Annotated in this window: 21 protein-coding genes; 15 read left to right on the forward strand and 6 right to left on the reverse strand. The window is 69.7% G+C overall.

Features of this window, described 5'->3' with window-relative positions; genetic code table 11:
* From murG to AB0D34_RS16570, 8 genes are all read left to right on the forward strand, one after another.
* Positions 1-1,095 carry an undecaprenyldiphospho-muramoylpentapeptide beta-N-acetylglucosaminyltransferase gene (gene murG / locus AB0D34_RS16535; RefSeq protein ID WP_362662062.1) on the forward strand — a complete coding sequence of 365 codons (1,095 nt, stop codon included), beginning with the start codon at positions 1-3 and terminating at the stop codon, positions 1,093-1,095.
* Between the two features lie 19 nt (positions 1,096-1,114).
* On the forward strand, positions 1,115-1,909 hold the full coding sequence (locus tag AB0D34_RS16540; RefSeq protein WP_362662064.1) for an FtsQ-type POTRA domain-containing protein: 795 nt from the start codon (positions 1,115-1,117) through the stop codon (positions 1,907-1,909).
* A 287-nt stretch (positions 1,910-2,196) separates the two neighbouring features.
* On the forward strand, positions 2,197-3,393 hold the full coding sequence (gene ftsZ, locus AB0D34_RS16545; RefSeq protein WP_362662066.1) for a cell division protein FtsZ: 1,197 nt from the start codon (positions 2,197-2,199) through the stop codon (positions 3,391-3,393).
* Positions 3,390-4,118 (forward strand): peptidoglycan editing factor PgeF, encoded by a 729-nt coding sequence (gene pgeF / locus AB0D34_RS16550; RefSeq protein WP_362662068.1) that lies wholly within the window; start codon positions 3,390-3,392, stop codon positions 4,116-4,118. Before ftsZ ends, pgeF begins: the two co-directional genes overlap by 4 nt.
* Before the next feature lie 6 nt (positions 4,119-4,124).
* Positions 4,125-4,844 carry a YggS family pyridoxal phosphate-dependent enzyme gene (locus tag AB0D34_RS16555; RefSeq protein ID WP_362662070.1) on the forward strand — a complete coding sequence of 240 codons (720 nt, stop codon included), beginning with the start codon at positions 4,125-4,127 and terminating at the stop codon, positions 4,842-4,844.
* Positions 4,845-4,972: 128 nt separating this feature from the next.
* Entirely contained in the window at positions 4,973-5,614 is a 642-nt protein-coding gene (sepF, locus tag AB0D34_RS16560; protein WP_362662072.1) for a cell division protein SepF, read from the forward strand.
* A gap of 72 nt (positions 5,615-5,686) precedes the next feature.
* Positions 5,687-5,971, forward strand: a complete 285-nt coding sequence (locus tag AB0D34_RS16565; RefSeq protein ID WP_362662074.1) for a YggT family protein — start codon at positions 5,687-5,689, stop codon at positions 5,969-5,971.
* Positions 5,972-6,017: 46 nt separating this feature from the next.
* Positions 6,018-7,214, forward strand: coding sequence for a DivIVA domain-containing protein (locus tag AB0D34_RS16570; protein WP_362662076.1), 1,197 nt, complete (start codon positions 6,018-6,020; stop codon positions 7,212-7,214).
* A 170-nt stretch (positions 7,215-7,384) separates the two neighbouring features.
* Here AB0D34_RS16570 and ileS read toward each other — a convergent pair whose 3' ends face one another.
* On the reverse strand, positions 7,385-10,522 hold the full coding sequence (gene ileS / locus AB0D34_RS16575; RefSeq protein ID WP_362662078.1) for an isoleucine--tRNA ligase: 3,138 nt from the start codon (positions 10,520-10,522) through the stop codon (positions 7,385-7,387).
* Positions 10,523-11,106: 584 nt separating this feature from the next.
* On the opposite strand from ileS, the gene AB0D34_RS16580 reads away from it, so the two are divergent.
* The 6 genes from AB0D34_RS16580 to AB0D34_RS16605 all read left to right on the forward strand — a co-directional run bounded on the left by AB0D34_RS16580 (position 11,107) and on the right by AB0D34_RS16605 (position 16,895).
* On the forward strand, positions 11,107-12,309 hold the full coding sequence (locus AB0D34_RS16580) for a TraR/DksA family transcriptional regulator (RefSeq protein ID WP_362662080.1): 1,203 nt from the start codon (positions 11,107-11,109) through the stop codon (positions 12,307-12,309).
* Positions 12,310-12,370: 61 nt separating this feature from the next.
* The gene (gene lspA / locus AB0D34_RS16585; RefSeq protein WP_362662082.1) at positions 12,371-12,946 is read left to right on the forward strand and encodes a signal peptidase II; all 576 of its coding nucleotides are present in this window, start codon (positions 12,371-12,373) and stop codon (positions 12,944-12,946) included.
* A 58-nt stretch (positions 12,947-13,004) separates the two neighbouring features.
* Positions 13,005-13,949, forward strand: a complete 945-nt coding sequence (locus tag AB0D34_RS16590) for an RluA family pseudouridine synthase (protein WP_362662084.1) — start codon at positions 13,005-13,007, stop codon at positions 13,947-13,949.
* Positions 13,946-14,416: a GNAT family N-acetyltransferase gene (locus AB0D34_RS16595; RefSeq protein WP_362662086.1), complete on the forward strand. Its 471-nt coding sequence runs from the start codon at positions 13,946-13,948 to the stop codon at positions 14,414-14,416. Before AB0D34_RS16590 ends, AB0D34_RS16595 begins: the two co-directional genes overlap by 4 nt.
* Before the next feature lie 110 nt (positions 14,417-14,526).
* Entirely contained in the window at positions 14,527-16,101 is a 1,575-nt protein-coding gene (locus AB0D34_RS16600; RefSeq protein WP_362662088.1) for a Na+/H+ antiporter, read from the forward strand.
* 53 nt (positions 16,102-16,154) lie between these two features.
* The gene (locus AB0D34_RS16605; protein ID WP_362662090.1) at positions 16,155-16,895 is read left to right on the forward strand and encodes an SDR family oxidoreductase; all 741 of its coding nucleotides are present in this window, start codon (positions 16,155-16,157) and stop codon (positions 16,893-16,895) included.
* Positions 16,896-17,115: 220 nt separating this feature from the next.
* Here the strand turns inward: AB0D34_RS16605 and AB0D34_RS16610 are convergent, their stop codons facing one another.
* Complete coding sequence (locus AB0D34_RS16610; protein WP_362662092.1) at positions 17,116-18,231, reverse strand: mechanosensitive ion channel domain-containing protein; 1,116 nt, start codon at positions 18,229-18,231, stop codon at positions 17,116-17,118.
* A 119-nt stretch (positions 18,232-18,350) separates the two neighbouring features.
* Here AB0D34_RS16610 and AB0D34_RS16615 point away from each other — a divergent pair, with 119 nt between their 5' ends.
* Positions 18,351-18,920 (forward strand): dienelactone hydrolase family protein, encoded by a 570-nt coding sequence (locus tag AB0D34_RS16615; RefSeq protein WP_362662094.1) that lies wholly within the window; start codon positions 18,351-18,353, stop codon positions 18,918-18,920.
* 1 nt (position 18,921) lies between these two features.
* On the opposite strand, the gene AB0D34_RS16620 is transcribed toward AB0D34_RS16615, so the two are convergent.
* The 4 genes from AB0D34_RS16620 to AB0D34_RS16635 all read right to left on the reverse strand — a co-directional run bounded on the left by AB0D34_RS16620 (position 18,922) and on the right by AB0D34_RS16635 (position 23,655).
* Positions 18,922-20,577: an alkaline phosphatase D family protein gene (locus AB0D34_RS16620; protein WP_362662096.1), complete on the reverse strand. Its 1,656-nt coding sequence runs from the start codon at positions 20,575-20,577 to the stop codon at positions 18,922-18,924.
* Between the two features lie 92 nt (positions 20,578-20,669).
* On the reverse strand, positions 20,670-21,479 hold the full coding sequence (locus tag AB0D34_RS16625) for a thioredoxin domain-containing protein (RefSeq protein WP_362662098.1): 810 nt from the start codon (positions 21,477-21,479) through the stop codon (positions 20,670-20,672).
* 71 nt (positions 21,480-21,550) lie between these two features.
* The gene (locus AB0D34_RS16630; protein WP_362662100.1) at positions 21,551-22,252 is read right to left on the reverse strand and encodes a hypothetical protein; all 702 of its coding nucleotides are present in this window, start codon (positions 22,250-22,252) and stop codon (positions 21,551-21,553) included.
* A gap of 77 nt (positions 22,253-22,329) precedes the next feature.
* The gene (locus AB0D34_RS16635) at positions 22,330-23,655 is read right to left on the reverse strand and encodes a DUF2252 domain-containing protein (RefSeq protein WP_362662102.1); all 1,326 of its coding nucleotides are present in this window, start codon (positions 23,653-23,655) and stop codon (positions 22,330-22,332) included.
* Positions 23,656-23,857: the final 202 nt, after the last annotated feature.

The following is a 23,857-nucleotide window of genomic DNA, read 5'->3' on the forward strand; positions in this document are numbered from 1 at the left end:
GTGCATGTCGTACTCGCCGGTGGGGGGACCGCCGGCCACATCGAGCCCGCGCTCGCCCTCGCGGACGCCCTGCGCAGGCAGGACCCGGGAGTGGGAATCACGGCCCTGGGCACGGAACGGGGCCTGGAGACCAAGCTCGTCCCGCAGCGGGGGTACGAGCTAGCGCTCATCCCGGCCGTGCCGCTGCCCCGTAAGCCCACCCCTGAGCTGATCACCGTCCCGGGCCGGCTGCGCGGCACGATCAAGGCCACCGAGCAGGTCCTGGAGCGCACCAAGGCCGACGCGGTTGTCGGCTTCGGCGGCTATGTCGCGCTGCCCGCCTACCTCGCCGCCAAGCGGCTCGGCGTGCCGATCGTGATCCACGAGGCCAACGCCCGCCCCGGCCTCGCCAACAAGATCGGCTCGCGGTACGCCGCCCAGGTCGCCGTGGCCACGCCGGACAGCAAGCTGCGCAACTCCCGCTACATCGGCATCCCGCTGCGCCACACCATCGCCACCCTGGACCGGGCCGCCACCCGTCCCGAGGCCCGCGCGATGTTCGGGCTCGACCCGAACCTGCCGACCCTGCTGGTCTCCGGCGGCTCGCAGGGCGCCCGGCGCCTCAACGAGGTCGTCCAGCAGGTCGCGCCCTGGCTCCAGCAGGCCGGGATCCAGATCCTGCACGCGGTCGGCCCGAAGAACGAACTGCCGCATGTGCAGCAGATGCCGGGAATGCCCCCGTACATCCCGGTAAGTTACCTGGACCGGATGGACCTCGCGTACGCCGCGGCCGACATGATGCTCTGCCGCGCGGGCGCGATGACCGTCGCCGAACTCTCCGCCGTCGGACTCCCGGCCGCCTACGTCCCGCTGCCCATCGGCAACGGCGAACAGCGGCTGAACGCCCAGCCGGTGGTCAAGGCCGGCGGCGGACTGCTGGTCGACGACGCGGAACTGACGCCGGACTGGGTCCGTGCCAACGTCCTGCCGGTGCTCGCCGACCCGCACCGGCTGTACGAGATGTCCCGCTCGGCCGCGGAGTTCGGCCGCCGGGACGCCGACGAGCTGCTCGTCGCCATGGTGTACGAGGCGATCGCCTCCCACCGACGCCAGTAGCCAGGGAGAGGGAGTGCGCGTGGCCGGATCGACTACCGCCGAGCGCGGTGAACGCCAGCAGGAGTCGTCCGGCCCGCCTCCCGCCCGGCGGTTGAGGGTGCGCAGACTTCGTACGATCATCATCCTCGCCGTTGCGCTCGTAGTCCTCGGAGCGGGATCCGTCTGGCTGTTGTACGGCTCCCAGTGGCTCCGCGTGGAAAGCGTGTCGGTCTCGGGGACCAGGGTGCTGACTCCGGCGCAGGTGCGCGAGGCCGCCGCCGTGCCGGTCGGATCGCCGTTGATTTCCGTCGACACCGATGCGATCGAGGCACGACTGCGCCGAAAATTGCCCCGAATTGGCGTGGTTGACGTCTCCCGTTCCTGGCCCCACGGAATCGGGCTGAAAGTGACCGAGCGGACTCCGGTTCTGCTCGTCCAAAAGGGCGGAAACTTTGTCGAAGTGGACGATGAGGGTGTCCGTTTCGCCACAGTTTCCGAGGCCCCTAAAGGCGTTCCCGCACTGGAATTGACGCTCTCTCAGCCCGACTCCCGCGCCGCGAGCCTGCGCCGCTTCGGCGAGGACCGGCTGGTGCGTGAAGCGGTGCGCGTCGCGGGTGTAATTCCGGCCGCCGTCGCCCGGGTCACCCGATCCGTCAAGGTGCGTTCGTACGACGACATCTCGCTGGAGTTGAGCGGCGGGCGGACGGTCGCCTGGGGGGGCAGCGAGAAGGGTGCCGCCAAGGCCCGTACGCTCACCGCTCTCATGAAAGCCGCCCCGGATGCGCGGCACTTCGACGTCAGCGTTCCCACCGCCCCTGCGTCATCGGGGAGTTGACGCACATCAGCGCAGGCCAGCACCCTGGTTGGGCACTGCTACGGCTGATCACATAGGGTGAAAAGAAAAACGGGAGGTTCGGCGTGTTCGTTGAACGTGCGCCACTTGTCGACTTAGTGTCCTGTTCAGAAGACTCCAGGAAACAGACACACTGGTAACCCTAAACTTCAGCGTTAGGGTTCGGGTCGGCGCTACGGACCGTCCCAATCGGCATCAGTCGTCGGATCGCGGGGCACCAGTGCTTCGTTGGTTCGACGACACGTAACTCGAGGCGAGAGGCCTTCGACGTGGCAGCACCGCAGAACTACCTCGCAGTCATCAAAGTCATCGGTGTCGGCGGCGGTGGTGTCAATGCCATCAACCGGATGATCGAGGTCGGTCTCAAGGGCGTCGAGTTCATCGCCATCAACACCGACGCGCAGGCGCTGTTGATGAGCGACGCCGACGTCAAGCTCGACGTCGGCCGCGAACTCACCCGCGGACTCGGCGCCGGCGCCAACCCGGCCGTCGGCCGCAAGGCCGCCGAGGACCACCGTGAGGAGATCGAGGAGGTCCTCAAGGGGGCCGACATGGTCTTCGTGACGGCCGGTGAAGGCGGCGGCACCGGCACCGGCGGCGCGCCCGTCGTGGCCAACATCGCCCGCTCGCTCGGCGCCCTCACCATCGGCGTGGTCACCCGCCCCTTCACCTTCGAGGGCCGGCGCCGTGCCAACCAGGCCGAGGACGGCATCGCGGAGCTCCGCGAAGAGGTCGACACCCTCATCGTCATCCCGAACGACCGGCTGCTGTCCATCTCGGACCGCCAGGTCTCGGTGCTCGACGCCTTCAAGTCGGCCGACCAGGTCCTGCTCTCCGGTGTCCAGGGCATCACCGACCTGATCACCACGCCCGGTCTGATCAACCTCGACTTCGCCGACGTCAAGTCGGTCATGTCCGAGGCCGGTTCGGCCCTCATGGGCATCGGCTCGGCCCGCGGCGACGACCGCGCGGTGGCCGCCGCCGAGATGGCGATCTCCTCACCGCTCCTGGAGGCGTCCATCGACGGCGCCCGGGGCGTACTGCTCTCCATCTCCGGTGGCTCCGACCTCGGCCTGTTCGAGATCAACGAAGCGGCCCAGCTGGTCAGCGAGGCCGCCCACCCCGAGGCCAACATCATCTTCGGCGCGGTCATCGACGACGCCCTCGGCGACGAGGTCCGGGTCACCGTGATCGCCGCCGGCTTCGACGGGGGCCAGCCCCCGGCCCGCCGGGAGACCGTCATGGGCTCGTCCTCGTCCTCGGCCCGCCGTGAGGAGCCCACTCCGGTACGGCAGACCGAGTCCCGTCCGTCCTTCGGCTCGCTCGGCAGCGTCACGCCGAAGGAGGACCCCGAGCCCGCTCCCGAGCCGGCCGCCGACCTCCCGGTCGCACCGCCGGTCCCGCCGTCGCGGACCTACTCCGACAGCGCGGCCGAGGAACTGGACGTGCCGGACTTCCTGAAGTGATAGGACAGCGCGAGAGCGTGAGCGGCGCGCACTTCGCCTTCACCGACCGGTGGGGCGGGGTGAGCGCCGCTCCGTATGAGCAGCTCAACCTCGGCGGGGCGGTCGGCGACGACCCCGGCGCCGTACGGACCAATCGCGAGCTGGCCGCCAAGTCGCTCGGTCTCGGCCCGGCCCGGGTGGTCTGGATGAACCAGGTTCACGGGGCGGACGCCGTGGTGGTCTCGGAGCCGTGGGGCGAGAAGCCGGTGCCCCGGGTCGACGCGATCGTCACCGGCGAGCGCGGTCTCGCCCTCGCCGTCCTCACCGCCGACTGCACTCCGGTGCTGCTCGCCGACCCGGTCGCCGGAGTCGTCGCGGCAGCCCACGCGGGCCGGCCCGGCATGGTCGCCGGAGTCGTCCCCGCCGCGCTACGCGCGATGACCGAACTCGGCGCCGATCCCGCCCGGATCGTCGCCCGCACCGGACCCGCTGTCTGCGGCCGGTGCTACGAAGTGCCCGAGGAGATGCGCGCCGACGTCGCCGCCGTCGAACCCGCGGCGCACGCCGAGACGAGTTGGGGCACCCCCGCGGTCGACGTGACCGCCGGAGTACACGCTCAGCTCGACCGGCTCGGGGTGCGCGACCGGCAGCAGTCGCCGGTGTGCACACGCGAGTCCGAAGACCACTTCTCGTACCGCCGCGATCGCACCACAGGGCGACTCGCGGGATATGTCTGGCTGGACTGATGGGGCATGACGGACCGTAAGGACGAACTCGCCGCAAATCTGGCGAAGGTGGAGGAGCGCATCGCCGCCGCGTGCGCGGCCGCCGGGCGGGGGCGCGAGGAGGTGACCCTCATCGTGGTCACCAAGACCTATCCCGCGAGCGATGTGCGGACGCTGGCGGAGCTCGGCGTGCGTCATGTCGCCGAGAACAAGGACCAGGACGCGGCACCCAAGGCCGCCGAATGCTCGGATCTGCCCCTTACTTGGCATTTTGTCGGCCAGTTGCAGACCAACAAAGTGCGATCTGTGGTCGGTTACGCGGATCTTGTGCAGTCCGTCGATCGTTCGAAGCTGGTGACGGCCCTCTCGAAGGAGGCCGTGAAGGTCGGGCGCGAGGTGGGATGCCTCATCCAGGTCGCGCTCGACGCCGGATCGAGCGAGCGAGGGGAGCGAGGTGGCGTAGCGCCGGGCGGAATCGAGGAGTTGGCCGATCTCGTGGCTCGCGCTCCGGGACTGCGGCTCGACGGACTGATGACCGTCGCTCCGCTCACCGGCGAGTACGCGGGACGCGAACAGGCGGCGTTCGAGCGGTTGATGGATTTGTCGACCGACCTGCGCCGAGCCCATCCGGCTGCGAACATGGTCTCGGCAGGGATGAGTGCGGACCTCGAACAGGCCGTGGCGGCAGGGGCGACACATGTGCGCGTCGGCACCGCGGTACTCGGAGTCCGCCCCAGGCTCGGGTAACGTCGCCAGGAAGTCGGACCACAGCAGAAAATATGGTCATTACCGCCGAAAGGCGTCATAACGACCTCGTGGATCGCGGGCACTTGGCAGTCGTCAGCCGATCCACCACAGAGCGGAGGACTCAGAGAATGGCCGGCGCGATGCGCAAGATGGCGGTCTACCTCGGCCTCGTGGAGGACGATGGGTACGACGGCCGCGGTTTCGACCCCGACGACGACTTCGAACCTGAACTCGACCCGGAGCCCGAGCGGGACCGCCGACGGCATGAGCCGTCTCACCAGTCACATCAGGCACTTCAGTCTGAAAGGGACGAATCGATCAGAGTCGTGCAGTCCTCGGTGCCGCGCGACCCGGTGCCCCGATCCTCTTCGCTCACCGCGGAATCGGTGCGCCCCGCGCGCATCGCACCCGTGGCATCCATCACACAAGAGCGCGCAAGCCTGGAGAAGAACGCACCGGTGATCATGCCCAAGGTCGTGTCCGAACGAGAGCCTTACCGGATCACCACACTTCACCCCCGGACCTACAACGAGGCCCGTACCATCGGGGAACACTTCCGTGAGGGCACCCCGGTGATCATGAATCTGACTGAGATGGATGACACAGACGCCAAGCGACTTGTCGACTTTGCGGCCGGTTTGGTGTTTGGTCTTCACGGCAGCATCGAGCGGGTGACGCAGAAGGTGTTCCTGTTGTCGCCTGCTAACGTCGATGTCACGGCGGAGGACAAGGCCCGCATCGCAGAGGGCGGGTTCTTCAACCAGAGCTGAGACGCACGACCGGAAACAGCAGTACAAGTAGTACCGAGCAGCACGAAAACAGGGGAGAGGGAAGCACCAGCAATGAGCGTGGTCCTGGATGTCGTCTACATCGCGCTGATGTGCTTCCTCATCGTGCTCATCTTCCGGTTGGTCATGGACTACGTCTTCCAGTTCGCCCGCTCATGGCAACCCGGCAAGGCGATGGTGGTCGTTCTGGAGGCCACCTACACTGTCACTGATCCACCGCTCAAGCTTCTGCGGCGGGTTATCCCGCCGTTGCGTCTCGGGGGCGTGGCGCTCGACCTGTCCTTCTTCGTACTGATGATCATCGTCTACATCCTGATCTCCGTCGTGAGCCGGCTGTGAACGATACGGTCTTGCCGAATGCCGACGACTACGTTGAGGTGAAGAGATGCCGTTGACCCCCGAGGACGTGCGGAACAAGCAGTTCACGACCGTCCGCCTCCGAGAAGGCTATGACGAGGACGAGGTCGATGCCTTCCTCGATGAGGTCGAAGCCGAACTGACCCGGCTGCTCCGCGAGAACGAGGACCTGCGCGCCAAACTGGCCGCGGCCACGCGCGCTGCTGCCCAGAACCAGCAGAACATGCGCAAGCCCCCGGAGCAGCAGGACCAGCAGCAGGGCGGCATGCAGCAGCAGGGTGGCATGCCCGGACAGGGGATGCCGCAGCAGGGCATGCGTGGGCCCGGTCCCGGCGCCCCCGTACCGGCCGGCATATCTGGGCCGCCGCAGCAGCAGATGGGTGGCCCCATGGGTGGCCCGCCCCAGCTGCCGAGCGGTGCGCCGCAGCTGCCTGCCGGTCCCAGTGGCGGCCAGGGAGGCCCGCAGGGTCCCGGACAGATGGGGCAGGGTCCGATGGGCCAGGGCCCCATGGGTCAGGGTCCGATGGGCCAGGGCACCATGGGCGGTCAGCCGCCCATGCAGCAGCAGATGGGTGGCCCGATGGGCGGCCCCATGGGCGGTCCGATGGGCGGCCCCGGTCAGGGCCCCGGTGGCGACAGCGCCGCCCGTGTCCTCTCGCTGGCCCAGCAGACCGCCGACCAGGCGATCGCCGAGGCCCGTTCCGAGGCCAACAAGATCGTCGGCGAGGCGCGTTCGCGTGCCGAGGGTCTCGAGCGTGACGCCCGTGCCAAGGCCGACGCCCTGGAGCGGGACGCGCAGGAGAAGCACCGCGTCGCGATGGGCTCCCTGGAGTCCGCCCGCGCCACGCTGGAGCGCAAGGTCGAGGACCTGCGCGGCTTCGAGCGCGAGTACCGCACGCGTCTGAAGTCGTACCTGGAGTCGCAGCTGCGTCAGCTGGAGACCCAGGCCGACGACTCGCTGGCTCCGCCGCGTACCCCGGCGACCGCGTCGCTGCCGCCGTCCCCGGCGCCGTCCATGGCCCCGGCCGGTGCGAGCGCGCCGTCGTACGGCAACCCGGGCATGGGCGGCGGTCCTTCGCCGGCCGCTCCGTCCTACGGTGGCCAGCAGCAGATGTCGCCCGCGATGACCCAGCCGATGGCGCCGGTGCGGCCGCAGGGTCCCGGTCCGATGGGCCAGGCTCCCTCGCCGATGCGCGGGTTCCTCATCGACGAGGACGACAACTGACGGCCTCTAGTACGCCTTAGGCGTCGGCAGCGTTCAGGGAGGGGCCCCGGATTTCGATCCGGGGCCCCTCCCTTTTACGCGTGTTGATCACGGTGTCGCGCGCAGACATGAAGGAAGGCCCGGTTCCGCGACGGGGACCGGGCCTTCCTTCCCGGGCTTAAGGCTCGGGCTTACGCCTTGCGCAGGCGGAACGTCAGGGACAGGCCCTCGTCGGTGAACGGCTCACCGTAGGAGTCGTCCGCCTCGCCCTGCGCGAAGTCCGTGGCCAGGACCTCGTCGGCGATCAGGGCGGTGTGCTCGGACAGGGCCGCGAGGACCGCCGGGTCCCTGGACGTCCAGCGCAGCGCGATCCGGTCCGCGACGTCGAGGCCGCTGTTCTTGCGGGCCTCCTGGATCAGGCGGATCGCGTCCCGGGCGAGGCCCGCCTGCCGCAGCTCCTCGGTGATCTCCAGGTCGAGGGCGACCGTGGCACCCGAGTCGGACGCCACCGACCAGCCCTCGCGCGGAGTCTCCGTGATGATCACCTCGTCGGGGGCGAGCGTGACCGTCTCGCCGTCGACCTCGACCGACGCCGTGCCCTCGCGCAGGGCGAGGGAGAGCGCGGCCGCGTCGGCGTTCGCGACGGCCTTGGCCACGTCCTGGACGCGCTTGCCGAAACGCTTGCCGAGGGCGCGGAAGTTGGCCTTCGCGGTGGTGTCGACCAGGCTGCCGCCGACCTCGGAGAGGGACGCCAGGGACGAGACGTTCAGCTCCTCGGTGATCTGCGCGTGCAGTTCACGGTCGAGGGCGTCGAAGCCGGTCGCGGCGATGAGCGCACGGGACAGCGGCTGCCGGGTCTTGACGCCCGACTCCGCGCGCGTGGCGCGGCCCAGCTCCACCAGGCGGCGGACGAGGACCATCTGCTTCGACAGCTCCGGATCGATGGCGGTGAGGTCCGCCTCCGGCCAGGTCGCCAGGTGCACCGACTCCGGGGCGCCCGGGGTGACCGGCACGACCAGGTCCTGCCAGACCCGCTCGGTGATGAACGGGGTCAGCGGGGCCATCAGCTTCGTGACCGTCTCGACGACCTCGTGCAGGGTGCGCAGCGCGGCCTTGTCGCCCTGCCAGAAGCGGCGACGGGACCGGCGTACGTACCAGTTGGACAGATCGTCGACGAACGCCGACAGGAGCTTGCCGGCGCGCTGGGTGTCGTAGGCCTCCAGGGCCTGCGTCACCTGGTCGGTCAGCGCGTGGAGTTCGGACAGCAGCCAGCGGTCCAGGACCGGGCGGTCGGCCGGGGCCGGGTCCGCCGCGCTGGGCGCCCAGTCGGAGGTACGGGCGTACAGGGCCTGGAAGGCGACCGTGTTCCAGTACGTGAGGAGCGTCTTGCGGACGACCTCCTGGATGGTGCCGTGGCCCACGCGGCGGGCCGCCCACGGGGAGCCGCCGGCCGCCATGAACCAGCGGACCGCGTCGGCGCCGTGCCGGTCCATCAGCGGGATCGGCTCCAGGGTGTTGCCCAGGTGCTTGGACATCTTGCGGCCGTCCTCGGCGAGGATGTGGCCGAGGCAGACGACGTTCTCGTACGACGACTTGTCGAAGACCAGGGTGCCGACGGCCATCATCGTGTAGAACCAGCCGCGGGTCTGGTCGATGGCCTCGCTGATGAACTGGGCCGGGTAGCGGGACTCGAAGAGTTCCTTGTTCTTGTACGGGTAGCCCCACTGCGCGAACGGCATCGAACCCGAGTCGTACCAGGCGTCGATGACCTCCGGCACGCGCGTGGCCGTCTTCTCGCACTGGGGGCACGCGAAGGTGACCGCGTCGATGTACGGGCGGTGCGGGTCCAGGCCCGACTGGTCGGTGCCCGTCAGCTCGGTCAGCTCGGCGAGGGAGCCGACGACCGTGAGGTGGTCGTCCTCGCAGCGCCAGATCGGCAGCGGGGTGCCCCAGTAGCGGTTGCGGGACAGCGCCCAGTCGATGTTGTTGTTCAGCCAGTCGCCGTACCGGCCGTGCTTGACGGTGTCCGGGAACCAGCTGGTGTTCTCGTTCTCCTGGAGGAGGCGGTCCTTGATGGCCGTGGTGCGGATGTACCAGGACGGCTGCGCGTAGTAGAGGAGCGCGGTGTGGCAGCGCCAGCAGTGCGGGTAGCTGTGCTCGTACGGGATGTGCTTGAAGAGGAGGCCGCGCTGCTGGAGGTCCTCGGTGAGCTGTTCGTCCGCCTTCTTGAAGAAGACGCCGCCTACGAGGGGGACGTCCTCCTCGAAGGTGCCGTCCGGGCGCACCGGGTTCACCACGGGCAGGCCGTAGGCGCGGCAGACCTTGAGGTCGTCCTCACCGAAGGCGGGGGACTGGTGGACCAGGCCCGTACCGTCCTCGGTCGTGACGTACTCGGCGTTGACCACGTAATGGGCCGGCTCCGGGAACTCCACGAGCTCGAACGGTCGTTGATAGGTCCAGCGCTCCATTTCGGCGCCGGTGAAGGACTGGCCGGTGGTCTCCCAGCCCTCGCCGAGCGCCTTGGCGAGAAGCGGCTCGGCGACGACGAGCTTCTCCTCGCCATTGGTCGCGACGACGTAGGTGACCTCCGAGTGGGCGGCGACCGCCGTGTTGGACACCAGGGTCCAGGGGGTCGTCGTCCACACCAGGAGCGCGGCCTCGCCGGCGAGCGGACCGGAGGTGAGCGGGAAACGGACGTACACGGACGGGTCGACGACCGTCTCGTAGCCCTGCGCCAGCTCGTGGTCGGAGAGACCGGTGCCACAGCGCGGGCACCAGGGGGCGACGCGGTGGTCCTGGACCAGCAGGCCCTTGTCGAAGATCGTCTTCAGCGACCACCAGACCGACTCGATGTACTCGGGGTCCATCGTGCGGTACGGGTCCTGGAGGTCGGTCCAGTAACCCATGCGGGTCGTGAGCGCCTCGAAGGCGTCGGTGTGCCGGGTCACCGACTCACGGCACCTGTCGTTGAACTCGGCGATGCCGTACTTCTCGATGTCCTGCTTGCCGGAGAAGCCGAGCTCCTTCTCGACCGCGAGCTCGACCGGCAGGCCGTGGCAGTCCCAGCCGGCCTTGCGGGCCACGTGGTAGCCGCGCATGGTGCGGAAGCGGGGGAAGACGTCCTTGAAGACGCGCGCCTCGATGTGATGGGCGCCGGGCATGCCGTTGGCGGTGGGCGGGCCCTCGAAGAACACCCACTCGGGGCGGCCCTCGGACTGCTCCAAGGTCTTGGCGAAGATCTTCTGCTCGTGCCAGAAGTCGAGCACGGCGTGCTCCAGCGCGGGCAGGTCGACCTGGGCGGGCACCTGGCGGTACGTCGGCGTTGTCATCAGCGGGCTTCCTCCGGCGGACTTGCTGCCTTCCGTCCGGAGGGACGAGAGCGTCTACGCCGGTTTCGGCGAGCTCCCGCGGTACCACCCTCCTTGGCCCGCCGACACCTGGTGTGCGCCGGTGAGCCCCCTCATTGGGGTCGCGATGCCGGGTCTACGCCCCCCGCAGGGGGTTCTTCCGGCGGCTCCGGGGTGATCTTCGCGTCGCGCTCGCCCCCGGGCTTCCACCGTCCCCGGGTCGCTCTGGGCTGCGTACGCCGCTACTCGTCCCCATCCATGCCTTTCGCTCCGCCCAGTGTACGGCGCCCCGGGGACAGCGGCCGACCGGTTTTCCGGGCCCGGGCCGGGAGGCCGCCGTAGCGCTCGGAGTGACCCGAATGGAGCGGCACGGCTGTTCGGATTCTGGGACGGACGGTCCGGCGGATTACCTGGCGGGGAGCTGGGCACAACGCTTGCATGTCTCGCGCCGGGCACGCGCGGGGCGGGCGAATCGGGCGGCGTGCCCCGTTGCCGCGGGACTCAAGTCGATTTATCGTCCCAGCACGATTCGCGAGCAAGATCACAATATGTGAAGGGGCCGCGGCATGGTGGCGAAGAAGACCGCCGTAGAGCAGTCGGCGTCGGGCCGGTCCACCCATGTCCGTGCCTCCAGCGGCGAGGCCAAGGGCGCGGGCGGAAAGAAGAGCGCGCGCGGGGTGTCGTCCGGGGCGCCCGCGTCGTCCGGCAAGAGCGCGGCGGCCAAGGCTGTGAAGGCGGTCGGAGCGGCCGCGAAGAGGGTCGCGAAGAAGGCCGCGGCTTCCACGGCGGCTCCCCGCGGGCACGCGGCGGAGGAGACGGCCCCGGCCGGGAGACCGGCGGCCGAGACGCCTGTCGGCGGGAGGACAGAGGTCACCAAGGGCGTCGGCAGGGCCTCTGTCACGAAGAAGGCCGCGGTCACCAAGAAGACGGCCACCACGAAGGCTGCGGTCACCCAGAAGACCGCCTCCAAGAAGGCCGCGGTCGCCAAGAATGCCTCCGCCACCAAGAAGAAGGCGGTCACGAAGAAAGCGGTCACGAAGAAGACCGCCGCGAAGAGCACGGCTGCGACCAGGAACGCGGCAAAGGGCACGACCGCGACGAAGGCCGCGGGGAAGGAGACGGCCGCGAAGGACACCGCGGTCATGGAGACGGTCGCCACGGAGGCCGGTGCCCCGCAGGGGGACGCCGGGCGGGGCACCTCCGGGAAGAGCACCCCCAAGCGGGCGGCCAGGAAGAGCACGGCCAAGAAGGCGGGCGCGGCAAAGACCGCGAAGAAGACGGGAGCCACGACAGTGGTTGCGAAGAAGACCCCTGGCACGGCCACGGCGGCGAAGACCGCCGTACCCAACGCGCGCGTCTCCGCGGTGGAGCCCGGCGAACTCGCGGTGCGCCCCGGTGAGGACCCGTGGACGCCCGAGGAGGTCGCCGAGGCGCGCGCGGAGCTGACGGCCGAGGTCCTGCGGCTGCGCACCGAGATCTCCACCTCCGAGGAGTCCCTGGTCGGGCTCATGCGGGACTCCGGGGACGGCGCGGGCGACGACCAGGCCGACACCGGCACCAAGAACATCACGCGCGAGAGCGAGATGGCCCTCGCGGCCAACGCGCGCGAGATGCTCATCCAGAGCGAGCGCGCCCTCGGACGCCTCGACGCCGGCACCTACGGACTGTGCGAGAACTGCGGCAATCCCATCGGCAAGGCACGGATGCAGGCCTTCCCGCGCGCGACCCTGTGCGTGGAGTGCAAGCAGAAGCAGGAACGCCGGTACTGAAGGCGCTTGGCGGCGTGTCGTACCCTCGTCCTCAGTCAGGTACCTAGGTCGAGGGACACACGTGACAGAGGCGGAGCGCATCATCGGTACGCCGGATACCCCAGAGGCGGCGGGGGCCGAGCCGGAGCAGGACCAGACGGCGCGGCCCAGGGGCAGGCGCCGCATCGCCGTGCTGTTCACGGTGGCCGCCTTCGCGTACGCCCTGGACCTGATCAGCAAGATGATCGTGGTCGCCAAGCTGGAGCACCACGAGCCGATCGAGATCATCGGGGACTGGCTGAAGCTGGAGGCGATCCGCAACGCGGGCGCCGCCTTCGGCTTCGGTGAGGCCTTCACCGTGATCTTCACGGTGATCGCGGCCGCCGTGATCGTGGTCATCGCCCGGCTCGCCCGCAAGCTGTACAGCCTGCCCTGGGCGATCGCGCTGGGCCTGCTGCTCGGCGGTGCGCTCGGCAACCTCACCGACCGGCTCTTCCGCTCGCCCGGCGTCTTCGAGGGTGCGGTCGTCGACTTCATCGCGCCCAAGCACTTCGCCGTCTTCAACCTCGCCGACTCGGCGATCGTGTGCGGCGGCATCCTGATCGTGCTGCTGTCGTTCAAGGGGCTCGACCCGGACGGGACCGTCCACAAGGACTGAGCCCGGGTTTTCCACAGGCTCGTTCGGGGGTACCGGACCGGTCCGGCATACTCGACGGGTGAGCACGATTCCCGAGATCCGTACCCTGCCCGTACCGGACGGCCTGGAGGGCGAGCGCGTCGACGCCGCCATCTCCCGCATGTTCGGCTTCTCCCGTACCAAGGCGGCCGAGCTCGCCGCCGCGGGAAAGGTCGCGGTCGACGGGTCGGTGGTCGGGAAGTCCGAGCGGGTGCACGGCGGAGCCTGGCTGGAGGTCGAGATGCCGCAGGCGGCCGCGCCGGTGCAGATCGTCGCCGAGCCGGTCGAGGGCATGGAGATCATCCATGACGACGACGACGTGCTCGTGATCGTCAAGCCGGTCGGAGTCGCCGCGCACCCCAGCCCCGGCTGGACCGGCACCACCGTGATCGGCGGCCTCGCCGCCGCCGGGTACCGCATCTCCACCTCCGGTGCCGCCGAGCGCCAGGGCATCGTGCACCGGCTCGATGTGGGCACCTCCGGGCTGATGGTCGTGGCCAAGTCGGAGCGGGCGTACACCTCGCTCAAGCGCCAGTTCAAGGAGCGCACGGTCGACAAGCGGTACCACACGCTCGTCCAGGGCCACCCGGACCCGACCAGCGGCACCATCGACGCGCCCATCGGCCGCCACCCCAACCACGACTACAAGTGGGCGGTCACCGCCGAGGGCAAGCCGTCCGTGACGCACTACGACCTCATCGAGGCGTTCCGCGCGGCCTCCCTGCTCGACGTGAAGCTGGAGACCGGGCGCACCCACCAGATCCGCGTCCACATGGCGGCCCACCGCCACCCCTGCGTCGGCGACCTTACGTACGGCGCGGACCCGACGCTCGCCAAGCGGCTGCGGCTGACCCGGCAGTGGCTGCACGCCGTGCGGCTCGGCTTCGAGCACCCCGGGGACGGGGAGTGGGTGGAGTTCGCCAGCGACTACCCGGACGACCTCCAGCAGGCCCTGGACCTGGTGCGTGAGGAGACCTACGGGTGAGCACGCGCGCGTACCGGGTGCGGGTCGCCGAGGACCCCGCCGACCGTGAGGCCTGCTTTGCGGTGCGCAAGGAGGTCTTCGTCGGCGAGCAGGGCGTGCCGGAGGACATCGAGTACGACGCCTACGACGCCGTAGCGGTGCATGTGCTGGCCGTGCGGGAGGACGGGGTGCCGCTCGGCACCGGGCGGCTGCTGTACGGCGAGGCGGCGGCCGGGAAGACCGACGGGGATCTGTCGGTGGGCTCGCTGGGGCGGCTCGCGGTGACACAGGCGGCGCGGGGGCTCGGGGTGGGCGCCGCGCTCGTGGGGGCGATCGAGGACGCGGCACGCGCGCTTGGGCTGGCAGCCGTGGACCTGCATGCGCAGACGCACGCGCTGGGGTTCTACGAGCGGCTCGGGTATGTGGCGTACGGGCCGGAGTACCTGGAGGCGGGGATAGCGCACCAGGGCATGCGGCGCGCGCTGTAAGCGACGGGACGGTCGCGGTCGTTCGGGAGAGCGGCGGTCAGGAAGGTCTCGGGGCGGAGCGGGCAGACTGAAGTGACCGTTGGTTCGTCGATCTGCCCGGAGTCCTCACCGTGGATCAGTTGGCCCTGTTGTTCGTGTTGTTGCTGGGGGCTTTGATCAGCGTGCCGTTGGGGGAGCGGTTCGGGTTGCCGGCGCCGGTGCTGATGACGCTGCTCGGGATCGTGCTCGCGGTGCTGGACTTCGTGCCCAATGTCGATATCCCGCCTGACCTGATCCTGCCCATCCTGCTGCCGCCGTTGCTCTACGCGGCGGTGCGGCGCACCTCCTGGCGGCAGTTCGCGGCCAACAAGCGGCCGATCTTCCTGCTCGCCGTCGCGCTCGTGTTCGTCACGACCGCGTGCGTGGCTGTCGTGGCCAACGCCATCGTGCCGGGGCTGCCGATCGCCGCCGCCGTCGCGCTCGGCGCGCTGGTCGCACCGCCCGACCCGGTCGCCGCGACCGCGGTCGCGGGCCAACTCGGGCTGCCCCGGCGCCTGGTGTCCATCCTGGAGGGCGAGGGGCTCTTCAACGACGTGACGGCGATCGTGCTCTACCACGTGGCCGTCGCCGCCGCGGTCAGTGGTTCGTTCACGCCGGGGGAGGCCGTCCTCCAGCTGGTGCTCTCCGCGGTGGTCGCCGTCGTCGTGGGACTCGTGCTGGGCTGGGGCGCCAACAAGTTGATGGATCTGCTGGGCGACGCCACGCTCCAGATCGGGCTGACGGTCCTCGTGCCGTACGCCTCCTACGTGCTCGCCGAGGAACTCCACGGCTCCGGTGTGCTCGCCGTGCTGACCACCGCCCTGTTCCTCGCCGAGTACTCCACCGACGCCGACGACGTGATGACCCGGCTCGCGGGCCACACCTTCTGGGACATCGTCGACACCCTCGTCACCGGGGTGGCCTTCGGGCTCATCGGGCTCGAACTGCACAACGCGATCCGGACCGCGTCCGGGCGGTGGGGCGAGATGCTCGGGTGGGCGGCGGCGATCGTGGCCGTCGTCGTGGTCGTACGGCTGCTGTGGCTGTTGCCGGCCACCTGGCTCACCAAGCGGATGCACGCGAAACGGGACTACGACGAGGAGATCCCGATGGGATGGCGGGAGACCGTCATCATGTGGTGGTCCGGGATGCGGGGCGTGGCGTCCGTGGCGCTCGCGCTGGCCATTCCGCTGGAGACCGACTCCGGCGCGGGCTTTCCCGACCGGGACGAGATCGTGTTCGTCGCGTTCGGGGTGATCATGGCGACGCTGGTGCTCCAGGGGCTCACGCTGCCCTGGCTGGTGAAGCGACTGGGGGTGCGTTCCGATTCGGAGCGGGAGAAGGAGTTCGAGAAGGTCCTCGCGGTCCGGGCGGCGAAGGCGGCCAAGCGGCGGCTCAAGGAGATCGAGAGCGGCGAGGAGTTGCCGGAGGAGCTGTCCGAGCAGATGCTGCGGCGGGCGTTCGAGATCGGTGTGCGGATCTCTCCCGAATTGGGGGACGAGGAGCGGCGGGAGGCCCGGCGGCGGCTCAAGCGGGTGCGGCGGATCCATGGCGAGATGCTGAGCGCGGCGCGGCACGAGGTGCTGGCGGCGCGGAGTGAACCGGGGGCCGATCCCGAGATCGTGGACCGGGTGCTGCGGCATCTGGATGTTCGTAGTCTGCGGTGAGGTTCGGGTAAATGGGGATGAGTGCGCCGACCGGACGTTTGTAGGCTGCACTTATGGCTCGCAACGTGGTGATCAGCGGTGGTGGTACGGGAATCGGGCTCGCGGCGGCGCGGGTCTTCGCCGAGGACGGGGACCGGGTGTTGCTGCTCGGGCGGCGGCCCGAGGTGTTGCAGAAGGCCGACGTGCCGGGGGCGTTGACCTACGCCGCCGATCTCGGTGACGTCGACCAGGTGCGCGGGGTCGTCGGGTTCGTGGGACGGGAACTCGGGACCGTGGATGTGCTGATCCACAGTGCCGGGGGGACCGGGCAGCTCGAACCGGCCCTGGAGAGCGGGGATGCGCTCGATGCCGTCGCGCACAACTGGACCGTGAACTTCCGGCTCAATCTCCTGACCGCGGCGCTGCTCACCGAGGGGTTGAAGGAGCGGCTTGCCTCGCCGGGTGGGCGAGTGCTGTTCGTGAGCTCCATCGCGGCGTACCGGGGGTCCGGGAGCGGGGCGTACGGGGCGGCGAAGGCCGGGTTGCATCCGTACGCGCATGATCTGGCTCGGGAGTTGGGGCCTCGGGGGATCACGGCGAATGTGGTGGCGCCGGGGTACATCGAGGACACGGAGTTCTTCGGCGCGGCGATTGATGCCGGGCGGCGGGAACGGCTTATCGGTGACACGTCCAACGGGCGGGCGGGGACGCCTGGGGATGTTGCCGCGACGCTTCATTGGCTGGCGTCGGCTGGGGCGGCGCATGTGACTTCGCAGGTTGTGCAGGTCAATGGTGGGGCGGAGAGGGGGCATTGACAGCGGGTAGTGGGCGGGCGCGGGTCGGTGGGGGCGGGTCGCGCAGTTCCCCGCGCCCCTAAAAAACGGACGCGCCCCGCACCCCCTATGGGCAGACGCGCCCCGCGCCCCTGAAAACGGACGTGCGCCGCGCCCCTAACGCAGACGCGCCCCGCACCCCTAAAGGCAGACGCGCCCCGCGCCCCTGAAAACAGACGCGCCCCGCGCCCCATTGGCACCGTCAGCCTCGGCCCGTCCTCGGGGGTTCGTGGGCTCGGCGTGCGTGTTCGCCGTTCCTCCTGTTGCCGTCCTGGCGGAATCCCGGGGCCAGTGTCGCGTCCGCCGTGTTCACGCGCGGCAGCGCGTACGGGTGCTGGTCGGTCAGCCAGCGGATCATCTGTTCGCGGACCGTGACCCGCACCGTCCAGATGTCGTCCGCGTCCTTGGCGGTGACCAGGGCCCGTACCTGCATGGTGTTCGGGGTGGTGTCGGTGACGGCGAGGCCGTAGTCGCGGCCGTCCCAGGCGGGGCACTCGCGGAGGATGTCGCGCAGTCGCTCGCGCATCAGCTCGACCGGGGCCGTGTGGTCGACGTGCCAGAAGACGATGCCGGTCATCTGCGGGGTGCCACGGGACCAGTTCTCGAAGGGCTTCGAGGTGAAGTACGACACCGGCATGGTGATCCGGCGTTCGTCCCAGGTGCGGACCGTCAGGAACGTCAGTGTGATCTCCTCGACGGTGCCCCACTCGCCGTCCACCACCACGGTGTCGCCGATGCGCACCATGTCGCCGAAGGCGATCTGCAGCCCCGCGAACATGTTGCTCAGCGTCGACTGGGCAGCGACACCGGCGACGATGCCGAGGATTCCGGCCGAGGCCAACAGCGAGGCACCGGCCGCGCGCATCGCGGGGAACGTCAGCAGCATCGCGGCCACCGCCACCACGCCGACGACCGCCGCGACCACCCGCATGATCAGCGTCACCTGGGTGCGCACGCGGCGGACCCGGGCGGGGTCGCGGTGCACGCGCGCGTAGCGCGTGTACGTCGACTCGACGATCGCAGCGGCGATCCGGATCACCAGCCACGCGGCCGAGCCGATCAGGACCAGCGTCAGCGTCTGCCCGATGCCGGCGCTGTGCCGCTCCAGCAGCCTCGCCTCGTCGTACGAGCCTCTGAGCATGGCCGCGCAGAGCACGAGCTGGTAGGGGATGCGACCACGGCGCAGCAGACCCCACAGCGGGGTCTCACTGTGGCGGTCGTCGGCCTTGCGCAGCAGACGGTCGGTGGCCCAGCCGATCACCAGGGTGAGCAGAACCGAGCCGCCGACCACGATCAGCGGGCGGAGTATGTTCTCCATGACCCCGAACCTAACCGGACGGGGCCGGGCATGAACATGTGACTTCTGCCCCGAAGTGGGTACGGCCGTCGTCCCGGCCTTGGACAGGCGTTGTCAGTACCGGCTGGCACCATGGGCTCATGAACATCATGCTCTTTCACTCGACCTACGGCCTCAGGCCCGCCGTCCGTCAGGCCGCCGACCGGCTGCGGGAGGCCGGGCACGAGGTGTGGACGCCGGACCTCTTCGAGGGGCGCACGTTCGAGACGGTCGAGGAGGGCATGGAGTTCAACGAGGGCATCGGCAAGGACGAGCTGCTCAAGCGGGCCGTCCTGGCCGCCGCACCCTACTCTGAGCGCGGTCTGGTCTACGCCGGCTTCTCGCTCGGCGCCTCGATCGCGCAGACCCTCGCCCTGGGCGACGAGAAGGCCCGCGGCCTGCTGCTCCTGCACGGCACGTCGGACATCGCGCCGAACGTGACGGTGGACGACCTCCCGGTCCAGCTGCACGTGGCCGAGCCGGACCCCTTCGAGACCGACGACTGGCTGAGCGCCTGGTATCTCCAACTCGGCCGCACCGGCGCCGACGTGGAGGTCTACAGATACGCCGGGGCCGGTCACCTCTACACCGACCCCGACCTCCCGGACTACGACGAGGAGGCCGCCGAGGCCACCTGGCGGGTGGCGCTCGGCTTCCTCGACACGCTGTGACCTAGACCGGCGTGTACGTCCGCTCGGCCTTCTGCGTGCCGGTCCGGGTGCGGTACGAACGCGCCCAGGACGAGGTCGCGTTCGCCTTCGTCTTGTCGGACAGCACGTAGTAGTCCATCTGTGCCCGCTCGGCGGTGATGTCCAGGACGCCGTAGCCGTGGCGGTCGGTGTCGACCCAGTGGACGTGCCGGTTGGCGACCTGGATGACCGGCGCCGCGAGCGCGGTGACCGTGCCCTCGGGGACCTTCAGGATGTCGTCGAGGTTGTCCGAGGTCACCGAGGTGACGACGAACTCCGTGGCGGCGGAGGCCGACAGCGGGTAGGTGCCGGCGTCCACCGGCACGTCGTTGGCCCACGCCATGTGGATGTCGCCGGTCAGGAAGACGGTGTTGCGGATGGCGTTGGAGCGCAGGTGGGCGAGGAGTTCCCGGCGGTCGTCCGTGTAGCCGTCCCACTGGTCGGTGTTGAGGGCGAGGCCCTCCTTCGGCAGGCCGAGCAGCTCGGCGAGGGGCTTGAGCAGATCCGCGGAGAGCGAGCCGATCGCGAACGGTGAGATCATCACGGAGTTGCCGACCAGCCGCCAGGTCGTGTCGGAGGACTTCAGGCCCGCCTTGAGCCAGTCGAGCTGGGCGCGACCCGTGATCGTGCGGTCCGGGTCGTCGACCGAGCCATTGCCCACCGCGACCTGCTGCGAGCGGAAGGACCGCAGGTCGAGCAGTGAGAGGTCGGCGAGCTTGCCGAAGCGCAGCCGACGGTAGGTGGTGCCCGCGATCGCCGTGCGCACCGGCATCCACTCGAAGTAGGCCTGCTTGGCGGCGGCCTGACGGGCCGTCCAGGCGCCCTCCGCCCCCTCGGTGTGGTTCTCGGCGCCGCCCGACCAGGCGTCGTTGGCGAACTCGTGGTCGTCCCAGATCGCGATGACCGGGGCGGCCGCGTGCAGCGCCTGGAGGTCCGGGTCCGTCTTGTACTTGCCGTGCCGGGTCCGGTAGTCGGCGAGCGTGAGTATCTCGTGGGTCGGCGCGTGCTGCCGTATGACGGTGTCGCGGGTGCCGTACTCGCCGGTGCCGTACTCGTAGATGTAGTCGCCCAGGTGCAGCCAGGCGTCCAGGTCGCCGCGGGCCGCGAGATGGCGGTACGACGAGAAGTAGCCGGCCTCCCAGTTGGCGCAGGAGACCACGCCGAAGCGGAGGTTCGCGACGGCCGCGTCCGATGCCGGCGCGGTGCGGGTGCGCGCCGCCGGGGAGGTCGTACCGCCGGACGAGAAACGGAACCAGTAGTCGGTCGCGGGCGCGAGGCCGCGTACGTCGGCCTTGACGGTGTGGTCGGAGGCGGCACTCGCGGTGACGGAACCCTTGGCGACGATCGTCGTGAAGGCATTGTCGCGGGCGACGGTCCAGGAGACCTCGGTGTCCGGGCCGAGCCCGGAACCGGGGACGGCCTCGGGGGTCGGGGTCACCCGGGTCCACAGCAGGATGCCGTCCGGAAGCGGGTCGCCGGAGGCGATGCCGTGCAGGAAGGCGGGGGCGTCGGCCGCGCGGGCCGGGAGAGCGGCGGCCAGTGGGGCGGCCAGCACAGCAGTGGCCGCCGCGGCCTTGACGACCGTACGGCGGCGCGGGGACAGGGAGTTGGTCTCGGCTGATCTGTATCGACTGGTCACGGCCGATCAGGTTACTGATCGGTATTAACGGGAGCGGGCGAACTCGTGAAAGTTCGCCCGCTCTTTTACCGAAGGGTGTACGCGACGAGGCGTCAGGCCTTCAGTGCCGCGTCGATCGCCGTGGTGAAGTCGGCGACCGTCATGGGCGCGTTGCCGTCGGCACCGGTCAGCGTCTTGCCGTCCATCTTCAGGGTCGGGGTGCCGGTCACCCCGTCCTTGTTGAACTTCTCGGACATGTCCAGGGCCCACTTGTCGTAGGTGCCGTTCTTCACGGCGTTCTGGAAGGTCTTGTTGTCCTTCAGCTCCGGGACGGTCTGCGCGATCTTGATGAGGTAGTCGTCGTCCTTGAACTTGTCGTCGCTCTCCTCGGGGTGCCACTTCGTGGAGTACATCGCGGTCTTGTACTCGAGGAACGCCTCGGGGCTGACGTTCAGCGCCGCGCCGAGCGCGCTGAGGCCGTTCTTGGAGCCCTCGCCGCCGAGGTTGCCGTCGAGGAACGAGGCGCCGACGTACTGGATCTTGAACTTGCCCTCGTCGTAGTCCTTCTTCACCGTCGAGCCGACGGTCTGCTCGAACTGGGCGCACACCGGGCAGCGCGGGTCCTCGTACATGACCAGGGTCTTCTTGGCCGTGCTCTTGCCCATGACGACGGTCGTGCCGTTGGTGCCCGTGGTGTTGGCCGGCTTGACCAGCTTGTCGTTCTTGGCCTCTTCCCAGTAACTGGGCTTGTTGCCCTGGACGACCGCGTAGCTGATGCCGCCGGCTATCGCCAGGACGCCGACTATGGAGCAGACGACGATGACCTGGCGCTTCATCTTGTCGCGCTTGGCCTGGCGTTCGCGCTCGATGCGCAGCCGCTCGCGGGCGGCGGTCTTCGCCTGCTGGCTGTTCCGCTTGCTCATGGTGGTGTTCTCCGTGAAGGGGACGCGCACACGTCGTGTGTGCGGGGGTACGTGAAGGGGACTGGTGGTGCTCAGGCGAAAGCGACCGAACACGGCGGTCCACGCCGTCCCAGGGAGTGCACGAGGATCTCTTCGAGAACCACGGTGATACGGCGGCCGGGTCGCGGTCGGCGCACCGGCTCCGGTGCCGACCGTACGGTCATCGCGGCGACCGCGAGTTGCAGAGGCCGGAACGCCAGAAAGGCTGTGGCGGCCACGGCCCGCAGCAGCTGGGCCAGGGCCCGCTCACCGCGGCGCAGCCAGGCGGCGGCCATGAGACCGACAGTGACGTGCGCGGCGAGCAGCAGCCAGGCGGTCCGCGGGTCGGCGTGGGCCAGCAGACCGCCGAGCCGGTCGGGGTCGGTGCCGGTCATCCGGGCCAGCGGCGAGCCGACGCTGGTGCCGTCGCCGCAGAACACGTCCCAGCCGACCGAGCGCAGCGGGCCCGCGACCGGGCCGCCCGCGGCGCCGTAGCAGACGTGCTGGCCGGTGGTGAAGACGGTGTCGGCGGCCAGCTCCAGCGGGATCAGCACGGCGGCGATCCGCCCGAAGCCGCGCTCGCGGCCTGCCAGCGCGTAGGCGAGCGCGAACACGGCGACGGCGACCGCCGCCACCGTGTTCAGCGGCAGGGGAGCCCGGGACAGCAGCACGTGCGACGCGGTGCTGAGCGTCACGACGAGTGCCGTGAACAGCGCCGCGCGGAGCGCTCGTAGCTGGGTCCCGGATATGTCCATAGCGTGGAGAGTGTGACACGCGGGCCTGTAAGGGACCCCTAAAGGGTCTCTGTGAACGGCCCGTCGTTATCGACTGGTCACAGACCGGGGATCCGGCCGTTGCGGAACAGGTCGACGAAGGTCTGGTGGTCGGCACGCGCGCGTGCGCCGTAGCTGTGCGCGAAGTCGACCAGGAGGCCCGCGAAGCCCTCCTCGTCGGCCGCGATCGCCGCGTCGATGGCCCGCTCGGTGGAGAAGGGCACCAGGGACTCACCGGAGGTGTCGTCCGCCGCCCCGTGCATGGTGGCCGTGGCCCGGCCGAGGTCGGCGACGACCGCCGCGATCTCCTCCGGGTCGTCGATGTCGCTCCAGTCGAGATCCACGGCGTACGGCGAGATCTCGGCGACCAGCTGTCCGGCGCCGCCCAGCTCGGTCCAGCCCAGCCACGGGTCGGCGTGCTGCTGCAGGGCGCGCTGGGAGATCACCGTGCGGTGGCCCTCGTGCTGGAAGTAGTCGCGGATCGCGGGGTCGGTGATGTGCCGGGAGACCGCCGGGGTCTGGGCCTGCTTGATGTAGATGACGACGTCGTTCTCCAGGGCGTCGCTGTGGCCCTCCAGAAGGATGTTGTACGACGGCAGCCCCGCCGAGCCGATCCCGATGCCCCGGCGGCCCACGACGTCCTTGACGCGGTAGGAGTCCGGGCGGGCCAGGGACGTCTCCGGCAGGGTCTCCAGATAGCCGTCGAAGGCCGCGAGCACCTTGTAGCGGGTCGCCGCGTCCAGCTCGATCGAGCCGCCACCGCCCGCGAAACGGCGCTCGAAGTCGCGGATCTCGGTCATCGAGTCCAGCAGCCCGAAGCGGGTCAGGGAGCGGGCGTCACGCAGGGCGTCCAGGAGGGGGCCCTCGGCGGTGTCCAGGGTGAAGGGCGGCACCTCGTCGCTCTTGGCGCCGGTGGCCAGGGCGTGGATCCGCTCGCGGTACGCGCCCGCGTACACCTGCACCAGCTCGGTGATCTGGTCGTCGCCGAGCGCCTTGGCGTACCCGATCAGCGCGATGGAGGCGGCGAAGCGCTTGAGGTCCCACGTGAAGGGGCCGACGTAGGCCTCGTCGAAGTCGTTGACGTTGAAGATCAGCCGGCCGTTGGCGTCCATGTACGTGCCGAAGTTCTCCGCGTGCAGGTCGCCGTGGATCCACACGCGCGAGGTGCGCTCGTCCAGGTACGGGCCGCCCCGCTTCTCTTCGTCCAGGTCGTGGTAGAAGAGCGCGGCCGTGCCCCGGTAGAACGCGAACGCCGAGGCCGCCATCTTGCGGAACTTCACACGGAACGCGGCCGGGTCGGCGGCCAGGAGCTCGCCGAAGGCGGTGTCGAAGACAGCGAGGATCTCCTCGCCGCGGTGCTCGTCGTTGAGCTGCGGAACCGACATCGCGGGGTGCCTCCTGGTGCATGTGTACGACAGCGATTCTGTCGTCTGTCCAACGGGCGGGCCCGGGTGAAAGTGCCCGCGACCCTCGTTGTGAAGGTACGCGGGGCGACCCCCTGAGTGTCAGTGCCGAGGCATAGACTTCGACGCTGTTCCCCGAACTGTCCGCCCCCCTGTCGTCGAGCGTTTTCCATGGAGGCCACGC

The sequence above is a fragment of the Streptomyces sp. NPDC048420 genome, assembly GCF_040651535.1.
Lineage (GTDB): Bacteria > Actinomycetota > Actinomycetes > Streptomycetales > Streptomycetaceae > Streptomyces.